This window comes from Sphingopyxis sp. USTB-05 (assembly GCF_023822045.1).
Classification (GTDB): Bacteria; Pseudomonadota; Alphaproteobacteria; order Sphingomonadales; family Sphingomonadaceae; genus Sphingopyxis.
The window spans coordinates 4,629,396-4,644,654 of sequence record NZ_CP084712.1 but is presented as its reverse complement, the minus strand read 5'-3'; the positions used below and the strand labels follow the sequence as shown (position 1 = coordinate 4,644,654).

At 65.0% G+C, this 15,259-nt stretch carries 15 protein-coding genes; 8 read left to right on the top strand and 7 right to left on the bottom strand.

Annotated elements, in window-relative coordinates; translation table 11 throughout:
• Positions 1–34: 34 nt before the first annotated feature.
• A complete protein-coding gene (locus tag KEC45_RS21715) occupies positions 35–1,204 on the bottom strand; it encodes an aromatic ring-hydroxylating dioxygenase subunit alpha (protein ID WP_062185435.1) in 1,170 nt (389 codons plus the stop codon).
• Positions 1,205–1,237: 33 nt separating this feature from the next.
• Here KEC45_RS21715 and KEC45_RS21710 point away from each other — a divergent pair, with 33 nt between their 5' ends.
• Positions 1,238–1,828 (top strand): TetR/AcrR family transcriptional regulator, encoded by a 591-nt coding sequence (locus KEC45_RS21710; protein ID WP_062185437.1) that lies wholly within the window; start codon positions 1,238–1,240, stop codon positions 1,826–1,828.
• A 34-nt stretch (positions 1,829–1,862) separates the two neighbouring features.
• Here the strand turns inward: KEC45_RS21710 and KEC45_RS21705 are convergent, their stop codons facing one another.
• Positions 1,863–3,236 (bottom strand): M20/M25/M40 family metallo-hydrolase, encoded by a 1,374-nt coding sequence (locus KEC45_RS21705; RefSeq protein ID WP_062185439.1) that lies wholly within the window; start codon positions 3,234–3,236, stop codon positions 1,863–1,865.
• 70 nt (positions 3,237–3,306) lie between these two features.
• On the bottom strand, positions 3,307–3,897 hold the full coding sequence (locus KEC45_RS21700; RefSeq protein ID WP_062185441.1) for a TetR/AcrR family transcriptional regulator: 591 nt from the start codon (positions 3,895–3,897) through the stop codon (positions 3,307–3,309).
• 76 nt (positions 3,898–3,973) lie between these two features.
• Between KEC45_RS21700 and bdcA the strand changes: the two genes are divergently transcribed.
• Complete coding sequence (gene bdcA / locus KEC45_RS21695; protein WP_252171293.1) at positions 3,974–4,687, top strand: SDR family oxidoreductase; 714 nt, start codon at positions 3,974–3,976, stop codon at positions 4,685–4,687.
• A gap of 130 nt (positions 4,688–4,817) precedes the next feature.
• Here the strand turns inward: bdcA and KEC45_RS21690 are convergent, their stop codons facing one another.
• The 4 genes from KEC45_RS21690 to hflK all read right to left on the bottom strand — a co-directional run bounded on the left by KEC45_RS21690 (position 4,818) and on the right by hflK (position 8,940).
• On the bottom strand, positions 4,818–5,186 hold the full coding sequence (locus tag KEC45_RS21690; protein ID WP_062186915.1) for a VOC family protein: 369 nt from the start codon (positions 5,184–5,186) through the stop codon (positions 4,818–4,820).
• Between the two features lie 118 nt (positions 5,187–5,304).
• Positions 5,305–6,798, bottom strand: coding sequence for a trypsin-like peptidase domain-containing protein (locus tag KEC45_RS21685; RefSeq protein ID WP_062185443.1), 1,494 nt, complete (start codon positions 6,796–6,798; stop codon positions 5,305–5,307).
• A 139-nt stretch (positions 6,799–6,937) separates the two neighbouring features.
• Complete coding sequence (hflC, locus tag KEC45_RS21680) at positions 6,938–7,786, bottom strand: protease modulator HflC (protein WP_062185444.1); 849 nt, start codon at positions 7,784–7,786, stop codon at positions 6,938–6,940.
• Positions 7,786–8,940: a protease modulator HflK gene (gene hflK, locus KEC45_RS21675; RefSeq protein WP_083435973.1), complete on the bottom strand. Its 1,155-nt coding sequence runs from the start codon at positions 8,938–8,940 to the stop codon at positions 7,786–7,788. Before hflK ends, hflC begins: the two co-directional genes overlap by 1 nt.
• Positions 8,941–9,031: 91 nt before the next feature.
• Between hflK and KEC45_RS21670 the strand changes: the two genes are divergently transcribed.
• The 6 genes from KEC45_RS21670 to hemH all read left to right on the top strand — a co-directional run bounded on the left by KEC45_RS21670 (position 9,032) and on the right by hemH (position 15,179).
• The gene (locus KEC45_RS21670) at positions 9,032–10,021 is read left to right on the top strand and encodes an Mrp/NBP35 family ATP-binding protein (RefSeq protein ID WP_062185448.1); all 990 of its coding nucleotides are present in this window, start codon (positions 9,032–9,034) and stop codon (positions 10,019–10,021) included.
• A complete protein-coding gene (locus KEC45_RS21665; RefSeq protein WP_062185450.1) occupies positions 10,021–10,443 on the top strand; it encodes a CoA-binding protein in 423 nt (140 codons plus the stop codon). Before KEC45_RS21670 ends, KEC45_RS21665 begins: the two co-directional genes overlap by 1 nt.
• On the top strand, positions 10,440–11,036 hold the full coding sequence (locus KEC45_RS21660) for a hypothetical protein (RefSeq protein ID WP_252171292.1): 597 nt from the start codon (positions 10,440–10,442) through the stop codon (positions 11,034–11,036). The genes KEC45_RS21665 and KEC45_RS21660 overlap by 4 nt, the downstream gene beginning before the upstream one ends.
• Positions 11,037–11,086: 50 nt before the next feature.
• Positions 11,087–11,800 carry an SIMPL domain-containing protein gene (locus KEC45_RS21655; protein ID WP_062185454.1) on the top strand — a complete coding sequence of 238 codons (714 nt, stop codon included), beginning with the start codon at positions 11,087–11,089 and terminating at the stop codon, positions 11,798–11,800.
• A 74-nt stretch (positions 11,801–11,874) separates the two neighbouring features.
• Complete coding sequence (locus tag KEC45_RS21650; protein ID WP_062185456.1) at positions 11,875–14,163, top strand: xanthine dehydrogenase family protein molybdopterin-binding subunit; 2,289 nt, start codon at positions 11,875–11,877, stop codon at positions 14,161–14,163.
• On the top strand, positions 14,160–15,179 hold the full coding sequence (gene hemH / locus KEC45_RS21645) for a ferrochelatase (RefSeq protein WP_062185458.1): 1,020 nt from the start codon (positions 14,160–14,162) through the stop codon (positions 15,177–15,179). The genes KEC45_RS21650 and hemH overlap by 4 nt, the downstream gene beginning before the upstream one ends.
• Positions 15,180–15,259: the final 80 nt, after the last annotated feature.

Here is a 15,259-nt window from a genome sequence, read left to right as displayed (position 1 = left end):
ACTTCGCTCGATGCGAACGGAAATAGGAGGATACTCATCCCCTCCTGCTCCACCCCGACGCCGGCGCTCGCTCCAGCCGCGCCTCTGGAACCAGGTCGCGCATCCGCGAGCAGAAATGCTTGAGGCACACTTCCTTGTCGCTGAGCGGTCCCATGGTGAAGCTCTTTGACTGCATCCCCTGCTGGACGCGCGTGATCAGTTCGGTGTCCTCGGCGTTGACCTGTCGGTTGATGCGCCAGTTGAGGTAGCGCGCAGCCTTCATCTCGCGGCGCTCATCGGGGAGCACATAGCTGATCTCGCGGATCAGGCAGGTCGTCGGCCCGGTTGGAAGCCATTGCATGAAATCGACCTGATCGGGATAGATGTCGAACGCGACATTCGGCCACAGCTTGAAATAGAGCCAGTGGCGCTGGTTCGCTTCGGGCAAATGCGGCACCGGGGGCAGCAGTCGTTGATACATGCGTTCGGACCAGTTCACCGACGGCCGGTCGATCAGGTCGCCCCACATGCGATCGACATTATCCTCGGCCTCGACACCATAGCTTTTGCCGAAAAGCCGCGTCAGCCCAGGGTGCGCGACGGGGATGTGAAGGCCGTCCGAATAATTGTCGCCGACATTCTTCCAGTTCACCTCGCGCGGGCGCAGCGTGACGCGGCCCAAAGCGCCGAGTTCCTCGAAACGGTACGGAGCGACCTGCGCCTCATAGGGTGCCATCATCGATGCGACCGACGGCCCGCCATCATCCTCCAGCCGCACGAACCAGAAACCGCGCCATTGTTCGAGCCCCACAGGAACGAGCCCGGCCTTGCTCTTGTCGAGCGTCGGATAGCTCGCCGAATCGGGAACCCCGGTCAGGCGGCCGTCGAGTTCATAGGTCCAGGCGTGATAGGGGCAGACGAGCTTCTTCGCGCAGCCGGCCGCGCCATCGACGAGGCGCGAGCCGCGGTGGCGGCACACATTAGTGAAAGCGCGCACGTTGCGGTCGGTGCCGCGCACCAGGATCACGCTCTCGCCGCAATAGTCGATGCTGTGCCAGTCGCCGACGTTCGGGATATCGCTGTCGTGGCAGACGACCTGCCAGCTCGGGCGGAAGATGCGCTCCATTTCGGCGGCGTAGAAATCGGGGTCGCTGTATGTCCACGCGGGAAGCGACCAGCCGTCCAGCGGGTCGATGTTGTCGAAAGTGTCGCGTAGCGTTGCCATAATCCCGTCCTTGTTGTACAAACGTATAACAACATGCAGCCCTCTCGCCAAGCCTTTACGCGCGAAAGCGCCGATGCCCGCCGGGCCGACCTGATCGAGGCGACTGCGGCGGTGCTTGCCGAACATGGTCTTGCGGGCACGAATGTTCGAGCCATCTGCGCAAAGGCAGGTGTTTCGCCCGGTCTGCTGCGCCATTATTTCGGCGGCATCGACGATCTGGTCGCGGCCACTTATCAAGCGACGAGCGACCGGATGGACGCGATTTTCGCGGCGGCGGTCGAGGGCGCGGGCAAGGATTCGCGCGCGCGGCTGAACGCATATCTTACCGCCAGCTTCCGTCCGCCGGTGACCGATCCCGAACTGCTGGGCGCATGGACCGCCTTTTGGGCGCTGGCACGAAGCGATGCACGGATGGCGGACATCCACGCGGAAAGCTACGCCGGCTATCGCGAACGGCTGGGCGAGTTGCTCACGGCATGCGGCGCGGCGGATGCCGAACGGCTGGCGATCATGCTGACCGCCATGGTCGACGGCTTGTGGCTCGAACTGTCGCTCGACTCGACAAGCTTCGGCGCGGATGCGGCAGTCCAGATGGTCGAGCGCGCGGTGAGCGCTTTGGTGTAGCGCGTCGCCCCAGCAAAGCCGGGGCGACGAGCAGTTATCTCGAAAGATCGCGCAGCAGGCTGTCCCAATGCGCGAGCGCGGGCGTGATCGCGTCGACGGGGACGCGCTCGTTAAGGCCGTGCGCATAACTGTCGCTGGCCTTTGAGAAAAGGCCCGCGACACCATAGCTCGGCACGCCCTGAATGCGGAAATGATAGCTGTCGGTGGCGCCCGCGCTCATCGACGGGATGATCGGCAGGCCCGGCGCGCGCGCATGCACGGCCTTCGTCACCGCCGCGACGACATCGGGGCGCAGCGGCGATGCATCGCTCGCGCTCGCGTCGGGATCGGTCTTCACCTTGACCGCAGGATCGGCGATCACCTTTTCGAGCTCGGCACGCACCGTTTCGACCGGAACGCCGGGAAAGATGCGGCAGTTGATATTCGCGGTCGCCCGCTGGGGCAGCGCATTTTCGGCATGTCCGCCCTTGGTCAGCGTCGGGACGCAAGTGGTACCGATCTGGCCGATATATTCGGGGTCGGCACGGATTGCTGCGATGGCTTTCGCATCGGCGGGGTTGGCGGCAAAAGCCTTGAGCGCCGCGCCGATATCGCCGCCGACCTGATCGGCGACGATAGGCATGCCGACCTTGGTCAGCTCATTTTGTTGCGGCGTGAAGCGATAGGCGCCGACTTTGGCGAGCGCGTTCGAAAGCTGGACGATCGCATTGGTGTCCGACGGGCGCGAACTGTGGCCGCCGGGATTGGTCACTTCGAGCGTGAAGTCGGCATAGGTCTTCTCGCCCGCCTGCAGGCCGTAATATTTGGGCTTGCCGTCCTCGCCGATCAGCCCGCCGCCGCCGTCGCCGTTCAAGGCGAATTCGGCGCCCTTATACTTCGCCGCAAGCGCGCGCGTCGTCACCATCGAAGTTTCCTCGTCACCGGAAAGCAACAGGATGATCGAACGCTTCGGCTTGAAGCCGTCCTTTTTGAGCTGTGCCATCGTGGCGACCATCATCGAGACGTCGAACTTGTTATCCTCCGACCCGCGGCCGAAAATATAGCCTTCCTCCTCGACGGGCACGAAGGGATCACGCGTCCAGTCCTTGGGGTCGGCCTCGACGACGTCCATGTGGCCGAGCAGCACGATCGGCTTGCCCTTGCCCGTTCCGGCGAGCGTCGCGGCAAAGGTTGCGGTTTCGCCCATCGGCGTGATCTCGATATCGCTGTCAGCATAGCCCGCGGCTTTCAGCACGCTCGCATAATAGGCCGCGAGCTTCGGCACCTGTCCGCGCCCTTCGACCGTCGGGATCGCAATGCTGTCCTTCAATATCTTTTTCGCCGCGTCGGTATCGGCGGGCTTGGCGTGGACGGGTGCGGCGGCCAGCAAGGCGGCGGCGAGGGCGAGCGGGCTGTATGACATGCGCATGGCGGCGGACTATGCCGCGTCCGCAGGGCTTCGCAAGAGGGCATAGGCCAAGTGATGATCGGGGCGGCGATCAGGCAGGCAGGATTTGCCCGAGAACGCCGCCAGCGAGACGTGCGGTGGCAAGAAGGCGCGGCAGATCGTGCCCGCTTCGCGCCTTGGCTGAGAGCCCCGACATCGTCGTGCTCACAAAATCGCCGACCTCATCGGCGGCTTCGGGATGGCGGGCCGCAATATAGTCGCGGATGAACTCTTCAGCCCCAAGGTTGAGCGTGCGGGCGGCTTCGCGCGCACCGTCGTCGTTGCAACGCGTGCCTTCGAGCACGAGACAGCCCCCCGCCGCCGGATCGGAGGCATAGCGACGCGCGGCATCCTCCAGCATTGCGGCCAGGGCAGCGGCGACGGGAACGTCGGGACGCAGGATATCCGCGAGCGGGATCGCCTCGGTCCCCGTCCAATGGTCGAGTACACGTTGATAAAGTCCGGCCTTGCTGCCGAAAGCGGCATAAAAGCTGGGCGGATTGATACCGAGCGCCTCGGTGATATCGGCGACGCTGACCGCATCATAGCCGCGCGCGTGGAACAATTGCTGCGCCGTCACCACCGCCGCTTCGGGGTCGAAGCGCCTAGGCCGGCCGCGCGAACGGGATTTATTTGTAGTCACTGTTACAAAATACCTTGACGATAGCTTTCGCAGTTTTATGTAGTGGTTCCTACATTAATAAGCAAGGAGTCTCCCCATGTCCGAATTCCAAGGAAAATCCGTTCTCGTCCTCGGCGGCAGCCGCGGGATCGGCGCGGCAATCGTCCGCCGCTTCGCATCGGACGGCGCAAAGCTCGTCTTCACCTATAATGGCTCGCGCGAGGCGGCCGAGCAGTTGGCGGCCGAAACCGGCACGACCGCCGTCCCGACCGACAGCGGCGACCGCGACGCCGTGATTGCACGCGTGCGCGAGAGCGGCCCGCTCGACATACTCGTTGTCAATGCGGGCTTTGCGCTGTTCGGCGACGCGCTCGACCTCGATCCCGACGACGTCGACCGGCTGATCCGCGTCAATGTGAATGCGCCCTATCATGCGTCGGTCGAGGCCGCCCGGCAGATGCCCGAGGGCGGTCGCATCATCGTGATCGGGTCGGTCAACGGCGACCGCATGCCCGTCCCCGGTATGGCCTCCTACGCGCTGAGCAAGTCTGCGTTGCAGGGCATGGCGCGCGGGCTGGCACGCGATTTCGGACCGCGCGGGATCACGATCAATATCGTGCAACCCGGCCCGATCGATACCGATGCGAATCCGGAGGATGGCCCGATGCGCGAGTTGATGCACAGCTTCATGGCGATCAAGCGCCATGGGCGCCCCGAAGAGGTCGCGGGCATGGTCGCCTGGCTGGCGGGCCCCGAAGCGGGCTTTGTCACCGGCGCAATGCACACCATCGACGGCGCGTTCGGCGCCTGAACCGTTCGGGACGGCATCGGTAACGACCGATAACGGACGATTCTATCGTCATCCCGGGTCAAGCCCGGGATGACGAAGGATTAAGGAAGCAACGTCCGCTCACCACCCCAAGGCCGTCGCCAGCAGCCGTTCACCCCATGATGAAGGCGTTGAGCTTGTTGCCGTCGGGATCGCGAAAATAGCCCGCGTAGAATCCCTCGCCGCGCGGCCCCGGAGGGCCTTCGCAGGTGCCGCCGTTGGCGAGCGCGATATCGTAGAGACGCTGGACCTGATCCTGGTCCTTAGCCTCTAGCGCGACCATCACGCCATTGCCCACGGTCGCGACATTGCCGTCGAAGGGTTTGGTGATGCCGATGCCGGCACCGCCGCCCGGTTTGCCCCACGCGATGAAGCTGTCATATTCCATCATCCGCGGCGTTTCGAGCTCGGCGGCGATTGCGTCGTAAAAGACCGCAGCCTTGGCGATATCCTTCGTTCCCAGCGTCACATAGCCAATCATCATCATTCTCCCGACTCGATGTTATGCGAACATAGTAGGAACATTGAGGAGCATGCGCAACAAAAAGGGCGCCGGACCCGAAGGTGCGGCGCCCCTTTTCGGCCAGCCGAAGCTGGGCCTATTTCACGCGTACGGCGATGAAGGCCGAGGGGCCACCGCGACGCAGGATTTCGAGCAATACCGCATCGCGGCCCGCCTTCTTTGCGTCGGTGACCGCCTTTGCAAGCGCATCGCTCGACGTCACCGCCGCGCGATTGACGCTGAGGATCACGTCGCCGCGACGCAGGCCCTTGCGGCCGGCATCGCTGTTCGCCGACGCGGCGCCGATCACCAGCCCCTTGGTTCCGGCGTCGACACCCACCGCACGTGCGATGTCGGGCGTCACGACCTGTACCGACAGGCCAAGCACTTCCTGGATCGTCTTGTCGGCGGCGCCGGTCGGATCCTCGGGGACCGCCTGTTCATCCTCGGGATCGAAGTTCGAGCCGGTCAGTTCACTCTCGGGCGGACGCGTACCGACCACGGCATTGAGGGTCATCGTCTTGCCGTCGCGGATGATCTCGATCGGGATGCGCGTCCCGGGCTTGGTGTTCGACACGATGTACGACAGCGTCTGCTGCGGCGTGACATCCTTGCCGTTGACCTTGGTCACGACGTCGCCGCGCTTCAGCCCGGCCTTCGCCGCCGCCTGATCGTCTTCGACGCGCTGGACGAACTCGCCGCGATCCTTGGGCAGGCCGAGCGCAGCCGCCAGATCCTCGTCGACCGGCGCGATGCCGATGCCCAGATAGCCGCGCTGGATTTTCTCACCCGAACGCAGCGCATTGATCACGGGCATCGCGGCATCGGCGGGGATAGCGAAATTGACGCCTATGTTCGCGCCGACGGGCGAGATCAGCATATTGTTGATGCCGACGACATTGCCCTGAAGGTCGAACAGCGGACCGCCCGAGTTGCCGCGGTTGATCGCGGTATCGGTCTGGATATAGCGGTCATAGGCACCGCCGCTGCCAAGGTTGCGCTGAACCGCCGAGATGATGCCCGCGGTCACTGTCGAGCCAAGGCCGAGCGGGTTGCCGATCGCGACGACCCAGTCACCGACGCGTGCCGTGCTGCTGTCGGCGAATTTCACGAACGGCAGGCCGGTCGCATCGATCTTGAGCAGCGCGAGGTCAGAGGCGACGTCGCGGCCGACGATGGTCGCCTTATATTCCTTTTGATTGGTCAGCGTCACCGTGACCTGATTCACCTCTTCACCGCGCGGACCGCCCGAGATGACATGGTTGTTGGTGACGATATAGCCGTCGGCCGAAATCAGGAAACCCGATCCGCCGCCCTGCTGTTCCTGCGTGATCGGCTCACGCGTCCCGGCGAAGGGATTGAGCCGGACGCCCAGCGTGACTTCCTGCTTGGTCGAAATGTTGACGACCGCAGGCTGCAGCTGTTCGACAAGATCGGCAAAGCTTTCGGGCGCGCCCGAACGCGGCACGACCTTGGCGATTTCGCTCTTCTCATTCTGCGCGACCTGCGCGCCGACGGGAGACTGGGTGACCAGCGCCAGCGCGGTGCCACCCGCCAGCAAGGCCGAAGTGATGCCATAAACATAACGCACGATCGGTAATCCTCTTCGTTCTCGAAAAACTCAATTTACCCCGGCTGCGGCGGTCTGCGGCGAATTGGCTGAACGGCAATTGAACATGAACGGGAGTTGCCCAATCTGTTCATCGAGCCGTCCGCCCGGCGCAGAACCGTCAGTTGCCGCGGAAACGCTTCAGATATTCATTATCTGCCGACATGATGATCGACGTCCCGCCCTGGTTATTTTCACCCAGGAAAGTCTGCCGATAGCTCTGCATCGCCCGGTAGAAGTCATAGAATTCGGGATCCTTGCCGAAACTGGCGGCATAGATGCGTGCCGCTTCACCGTCGGCACCGCCCCGGATGATCTGCGCTTCCTTCTGCCCTTCGGCGCGGATCGAGATCGCTTCCTGCTGGCGCGCCGTGCGCATGCGGTTGTATGCCGCCTCCAGCGTTGCGCCTTCGGGAAGGTCGGCGCGCTTGATCCGGACGTCGATAATCTCGGCGCCATATTTGTTCGCCTCACGGTTCAGTGCGACCTGGATATTGTCCATAACCGCGCCGCGTTCGGGCGACAGCAAGGTCGCGAAGGTACGCTTGCCAAGCTCGTTGCGCAGCGACGAGCCGAGGATCGTCGCAAGCTGCGCCTGCAACTTATCCTCGGTACGGATCGCGGTGTACATGCGCACGGGATTGGTGATGCGGAAGCGTGCGAAGGCGTCGACCTGCAACCGCTGCTGATCGGTCGAGAGCACCTGCTGACGCTCCATGTTCACGCCGAGGATGCGCTTGTCGATATATTGAATGCCGTCGGTGAACGGCACGCGGAGGACAAGACCGGCGCCCGAGCGCCCGAAATCCTCGTTCGGCTTGTAACGGTTCACCGTCCGCTCGATCTCGCCGAAACGCAGGATCAGCGCCTGCTTATCCTCCGGCACGATCGCGAGCGATTGCGACAGGATCACGAGCAGGATGACGACGCCAAAGAGCAGCCGCATCGGGTTCTGGAACAGCGAATTCATCATTCGCCTCCCTTCTGGGTGGCTTCGGGCGCCTTGATCCGCTTCTGCACTTCATTGAGCGGCAGATAGGGGGTTACCCCGCGCGCCTCGACAATCGTCTTGTCGACGTTCGACAACACCGTCTCCATCGTTTCATAGTAAAGGCGCTGCTTGGTCACGCCGGGCGCCAGCTTATACTGTTCGTAAATCTTGTCGAACGCCGCAGTGTCGCCGCGCGCGCGCTCCAGAACCTGCTGCTGATAGGCGCGTGCAAGGTTGATCGCCGATTCGCGTTCCTGCCGTGCCGCAGTCACTTCCTTGAACGCCTCGTCGACCTGGCTCGGCGGATCGACCTGGCGGATCGCAATGCCCTGGATCATCACGCCGGCGCGATACTGATTGAGCAATTCCTGCATGCGCTGCTGGACCTGCGTCTCGATCTCGACGCGACCGGGGCCGATCGCCTGAACAAGGTCGAAGTTCGCGACCGTCGCGCGCATCGCGCTTTCGGCGACTTCGCGGATCGTGCCTTCGGGATCGGCGAGCTGGAAGAAGAAGAGTTCGGGATCGCGCACCGACCAGCGGACTTCATAGGCGAGGTCGACGATGCTCTGGTCGCGCGTCAGCACGAAATTCTCGTCCGTCGCGTTCGGCGAGCCGATCGCCATCGTACGGATCGCACGGACGTCCTCCAGCCGGATGCGTTCAATCGGCGCCGGCCAAGTCAGCTTTACGCCCGGTCCGACAGTACGCGAATAGCTGCCAAGGCGCGTGATCACGCCTTCCTTTTCAGGCGGGACGATGTGGAAAGAGGAGAATAGCACCCATGCGACGACGAGTGCGAGGACCACCCATTTCCAAAGCTTCGCCGAATCGCCGAAATTGAACTGGCCACCGCCGCCGGAGCCGCCACCGCCGAAACCGCCGCGCCCTTTGCGCAGCAATTCGTCGAGCGCCGAGGGGCCGCGCGGCTTTTGCGCGCGCCGCTGGTCAGCCGGATCGGGAGTGACCCACGGGTTGCGCGGACCGGGGCGTTTGCCGTCGCCCTTTCCGTCGTCATCGCCCTTGCCGGGGCTGCCCCAGGGGCTGTTCGCCATCTGGGTGATCGACCCGAAAAATCGCCGCAATCCCCCCGGACCGCGGCCAGCCATGCTTCCGTTATTTTCGTTGCTCATGCTGCTTTTATAGGGGCGGCGTGCGCGATTAACAGGGGGTGCGAGCGAAAATGGCTGGCAAACAGGCCAATCATGCCTATCTGCCGCGGACATGACCGAACAAAGCGCCGATATCGCCCGCCTGACCGCCGCCGCCGCCGAGCTTAGCGAAGGGCGCACATCCGGCCTGCGCCTGCTCGACGATTCGGGCCTGCTTGCCGTGGTTCTCGACGTGTCGGGGCTGGCGGCCGAAGAACGCAAACCGCTTGAGGACAAGCTCCGCGCCGGCCTGCTCGCCGAAGCGGGGGTGCGTGAAGTCCGCATCGCGATGACCGCCGAGAAAAAGGCGATGACGATCATCGCGGTCGGCAGCGGCAAGGGCGGCGTCGGCAAATCGACCCTCGCCGCCAATTTGGCGGTCGCGCTGCGCCGTCTCGGCGTGAAGGTCGGGCTGGTCGACGCCGACATCTATGGTCCATCGCAGCCCCGATTGATGGACAGCGAGGGCGTAAAGCCCGAGGCGCGGGGATCGAAGCTGGCACCCGTGCCCAATGCCTATGGCGTGCCGATGCTGTCGACCGGGCAGATTGCGGCGCCCGGACAGGCGATCGCCTGGCGCGGCCCGATGGCGGGCAAGGCGCTCGAACAACTCGTCGATGCAAGCTGGGGCGACATCGACACGCTCGTCGTCGACCTGCCCCCCGGCACCGGCGACGTCCAATTGACGATGATCCAGAAGCACAAGCCCGCGGGCGCCGTCATCGTTTCGACCCCGCAGGACCTGGCGCTGATGGACGCGACGCGCGCGGTCAGCCTGTTCGAACAGGCCCATGTGCCGATCATCGGGCTCGTCGAAAATATGGCGGGCTATACCTGCCCGCATTGCGGCGAGGTCAGCGACCCGTTCGGCAGCGGCGGCGCCGAGGCGGCGGCGGGCACGATGGGTCTCGACTTCCTCGGCCGCGTGCCGCTGTCGATGGGTATCCGCCTTGCGAGCGATGGCGGCGTGCCGCCCGCGGCGGGAACCGATCCCGCCGGTGAACCATTCCACGCGATAGCGGCAAAAGTGGCCGAATGGCTGAACGCACGAAAGGGTAGATGATGGCGATCAACGACGAAGGCGAAATTCGCGATTTGCTGAGCCAGCCGCGCCGCATCGCGGTCGTCGGCGCGTCGCCCAACCCGGCGCGCCCGTCGAATGGCGTGCTCGCCTTCCTCGTCCGGCAGGGCCATGACGTGATTGCGGTCAATCCCGGCCATGCCGGATCGACGATCCACGGCGCCCCCGTCGTCGCGACGCTCGCCAATGTCGAGCCCCCTGCCGAACTGGTCGACATCTTTCGCAACAGCGACGATGCGGGAGCCGCGGTCGACGAGGCGATCGTCCACGGCGCGAAAGCTGTGTGGATGCAGATCGGCGTCATCAACGAAGCCGCGGCGAAACGCGCCGATGCAGCAGGACTGACCGTGGTCATGGACCGCTGTCCCAAGATCGAGGTTCCGCGCCTGGGCCTGCTGAAATGAGGCGCGGCACCGCGCTGCTCGCTGCAGCAATGCTCGTGGGCTGTGCAAGCACGCCTGCCAGGGCAAACCCGCAAGACGCCTTTTTCGAGGGGCTCGCCGCCCGCTGCGGCCAAGCCTATGCCGGCAAGCTCGCGAGCGATCAGGAAGCCGATGCCGAGATGCGCGGCAAGGCGATGGTGATGCATATCCGCCATTGCACCGCAGACCGGATCGAAATTCCCTTTCATATCGACGGGATGGCCGAAGACGGCGGCTGGGACCGTTCGCGGACGTGGATCATCAGTCGGACGGCCACCGGCCTCCGCCTCAAGCACGATCATCGCCACGCCGATGGCACGTCGGACGACGTCACGCTCTATGGCGGCGACACCGCCGATGCCGGCAGCTCGGCGCGGCAGACCTTCCCCGTCGACGCCGAATCGATCGCGATGTTCGAACGCACCGGCCGCGGCGTGTCGACGACCAATATCTGGTCGGTCGAAACCACCGATGCTGGGTTCACCTATGGCCTGGACCGCGAGGGCCGGCATTTTCGCGTCGCGTTCGATTATGCCAAGCCGGTCGCGCCGCCACCCGCGCCGTGGGGCTGGTAGGGAACCGCTTCGCGCGTCATACGCTGGACAGCCATGACGGGAGAAAGTTCATGCGCAGCCAGACCCTTATACTGATCCCGCTGCTCGCGCTCGGCGCATGCAGCGAAAAGGCGCCCGACCCGCGCGGTGTCGGACATGACGAAACGCTGCTTTCGGTCTCGGCAACCGGCCGATCCGAAACGCGGCCTGACGAGGCACGCTTCACCGCCGGGGTGAGCACGATCGCCGCCTCCGCCGAGGACGCGACCCGCCGGAACAATGAAACGATGACCAAGGTGACCGAGGCGCTGAAAGCCTTTGGTGTGGCGGGCAAGGACCTTCAGACGCGCCAGCTCACGGTGAACCGGATCGATTGGGGCGCCAACAAGGGCAAATATGAAGCGGTCAATCAGGTCGAGGTGCGGATGCGCGCGGTCGACAAGGCGGGCGAGGCGGTCGCCGCAACGACGCAGGCCGGCGCCAATGTCCTGTCGGGGCCGACGCTGCGCGTATCCGATCAGGAAGCCGCGACCAAATCGGCCTATGCCGCCGCTTACCGCGCCGCTCGCGCCCGCGCCGAAGCCTATGCGGGGGCGGCCGGGCTCAAGATAGACCGCGTGCTGACGATCCGCGATGGCGGCGACGGTTCGCCGCCAATGCCCTATTATGCCGAAGCCGACGCAGCCAATGCGGTCGTTGCCCAATCCGCCGCCCCGCCTTTCAATCCGGGGGTCAGCGAATCGCAGGTTTCGGTGCGCGTCGATTTCGCGCTCTCGGAAAAATAACCGCGACCAAGCCCCCCACGCGAAAGGGCGATTTTCTTTGCGCCGATTCGCGCCCCTGACTATCAGCAGCGGGCATGGCCGGCATTCGCGACACTGTGAGGAAAGATAAATCGCGCCTGCCGCACGTCAGCCGCCGTTCGTTGCTGGTCGGCGCGACCGCGGCGGGTGGACTTGCCGTCGCATGGAGCATGTGGCCGCGCGATTACCAGCCCAACCTTACCGCCGCGCCCGACGAACATGTTTTCAACGCTTTTCTGAAGATCGGCGACAATGGCCGCATCAGCGCGATCGTCCCGCAATGCGAGATGGGTCAGGGCGTCACGACGCTGTTGCCACAGATCATGGCGGACGAACTCGGCGCCGACTGGCGCACGATCGCGGTCGAAACCGCGCCGATCAACCCGCTCTATACGAACACGCTGCTCGTCGACGAGGATAGCGCGGTCTTTACCCCGCGCACGGGCGTCCCCGATTTCGTTTCGGACGTGCGCAGTTGGGCGCGCCGCGAATGGGCGGTTCGCCATGCCGTGATGCTGACCGCCAACAGCTCGTCGGTGCGGATGTTCGAGGCGCCGTGCCGCGCCGCGGCGGCGCAGGCGCGCGCGCTGCTGATGATGGCCGCGGCCGCGCGCTGGGATGCCGATTGGGAAGAATGCGACACGCAGGACGGCTTCGTCACTCACGGCAAGAAAAGGATGCGCTTCGGCGACGTCGCGGCGGCGGCCGCCTTGCTCGAACCGCCGGTGGAGCCCGTCTATCGCGCGAGCAGCGCGGACCCGCTCTACGGCAAGGAACTGACGCGGCTCGACCTGCCCGCGAAGATCGACGGATCGGCCAATTATGCCGGCGACATTCGCCTGCCCGACATGGTGTTCGCGGCGATCCGGCAGGGGCCGCTGGGCGCGACTCGACTGAAAAGCATCGATCGCAAACAGGGGCTCGCTTCGCCCGGCCTGCTCCATGTCGTCACGCACGAACGCTGGGTCGCGACCGTGGCGCGCAATTGGTGGGCGGCGAACCGCGCGCTCGACCGTTTCGCCCCGGTGTTCGAGACCGAGGGCACGCCGATATCGACGGACCGGATCGACAAGGCGCTGAAGGCCGCGCTGAAGGACGACGGCTATCGCATCGCGAGCGAGGGCGACGTCGCCGAGGCGATGGAAGGGCGGCAGAAGGTGGCGGCCGAATATGCCGTCGCCCCCGCGCTCCATGCCCCTATTGAAACGCGCAGCGCAACGGCCGCACCCGACCGCGACGGGTTGCGCGTCTGGGTCGCGACGCAGGCGCCCGCGCAGTGCCGCGACGCGATTGCCGGCGCGACCGGACTGGCACCCGCGAATGTCACGCTGTTCCCGATGATGGCCGGCGGATCATTCGACGCTTGCCTCGATCACAATGTCGCTGTGCAGGCGGCGATCATCGCGCTCGAAGTCAAACGCCCGGTCCAGCTTGCCTGGTCGCGCGCCGAAGAGATCATGCGCTTGCCGCCCCGCGCACCGGCGCGCGCCAAGCTGACCGCGACGCTCAACGCCGCGGGCGGGATCGATGCGTTGGTGACGCGCATCGCGGTGCCGCCGACGAATCACGAGGTTCGGGATCGCCTGTTCGACAATGCGCCGGCCGATGTCGCACAGCGCGCGGCGGCGGGCAGCGCCGATGCAATGGCGGTCGAAGGCGCGGCAAGCGGCTATGCGATCCCGCATCGGGCAGTCGATCATTGCCCCGCCGATATCGGCCTGCCGACGGGGCGTTGGCGCGGCAATGCCGACAGCTACACCGCCTTTTTCACCGAATGTTTCGTCGACGAAATGGCGGCGCGCGCCGGGACCGACGCGCTGTCCTATCGCATGGCGATGCTCGGCAATTCGCCGCTGCTCGCGCGCTGCCTGCTTACGGTGACCAGCCTCGGCGGTTGGGAAGGCGGGCTTTCAGGCACAGCGCAGGGGCTGGCCTGCCACTCGATGCGCGGCAGCCATATCGCGCTGATGGCAACCGCACGGCAAAGCGAACGCGGGCTTCAGGTCGAACAATTGGTCGCGGTGGTCGACGCCGGACGGCTTGTGAACCCGGTGATCGCGCGCCAGCAGATCGAGGGCGGGCTGGTCTTCGGCCTTGCCGCGGCGGTCGGCGCAACGACCGATTATGAAGGCGGGTTGGCAACCGCACGCAAATTCGGCCAGCTCGGCCTGCCTGACCTGTCACAGACGCCGCAGATTCTGGTCGAATTCATCGAAAGCGACCGCGAACCCGGCGGTCTTGGGGAAATCGGCGTTCCGGTCGTCGCACCGGCCATCGCCAATGCGATGTACGCCGCGACCGGTCGCCGCATCCGCCGTATTCCGCTGTCGGCGCAGCCGTTATGACAAACGGCAAGGCAGCCGCTGCGCCCCTTCCGGCCGACCACCCGCAAGTGGCGACGCCGCGCATCGGGGTGCTGCTGGTCAACCTCGGCACTCCCGACGCGCCCGACGCGCCGTCGGTGCGCCGCTATCTCGCTGAATTCCTATCCGATCGCCGCGTCGTCGAAATCCCGCAGATCCTTTGGCAACCGATCCTGCGCGGGATCATCCTGACGACACGGCCGAAAAAATCCGCGCACGCCTATGCGCAAGTGTGGACCGACGAAGGATCGCCGCTCGCCGCGATTACGCAAAGGCAGGCTGAAGCATTGCAAGCCGTGTTCGGGGAAACCGTGAAAGTCGCCCATGCCATGCGCTACGGCGAACCGGCGATCGGCGGGGCCATCGACGCGCTGACGGCGGCGGGCTGCCGCAATATCCTCGTCGCGCCGCTTTATCCCCAATATTGCGCCGCGACGACCGCAACGGTGGTCGATGCCGTGGGCAAACATCTGCAGACGCTGCGCTGGCAGCCGACGTTGCGCTTTCTGCCGCCCTATCACGACGATGCCGCTTATTTGGGCGCGCTCAAAGAGTCGGCGGAGCGCGGACTTGCCGCGCTCGATTTCACCCCCGACGTACTGCTCGCCAGCTTTCACGGGATGCCCGAACGGACGCTGCACCTCGGCGATCCTTATCATTGCCAGTGCCGCAAAACCGCACGACTGCTGTCGGACGCACTCGGCCGTCCTGTCGAGGTGGTGTTCCAGTCGCGCTTCGGGCGCGCCAAATGGCTCGAACCCGCGACCGATGTGCGGCTTGAGCAGCTCGGCCGCGAAGGCCGCAGCGTCGCGGTGTTCGCGCCCGGCTTTTCGGCCGATTGCCTCGAAACGCTCGAAGAGCTGGCGATCCGCGGCAAGCAGCAGTTCGAGAGCGCAGGCGGGCGGCATTTCGCCTATCTTCCATGCCTCAACGCCGACGCGCCCGGCATGGCGATGCTCGAAACGCTGGTGCGCCGCGAACTGGCGGGATGGCTCTGATCCCGTCCGCTTACCAACTGTTTAGGTCCATGCGCTAATTTCCTCCGACCCGGTGCGGAAAAGCCATGAACGCGCCATTT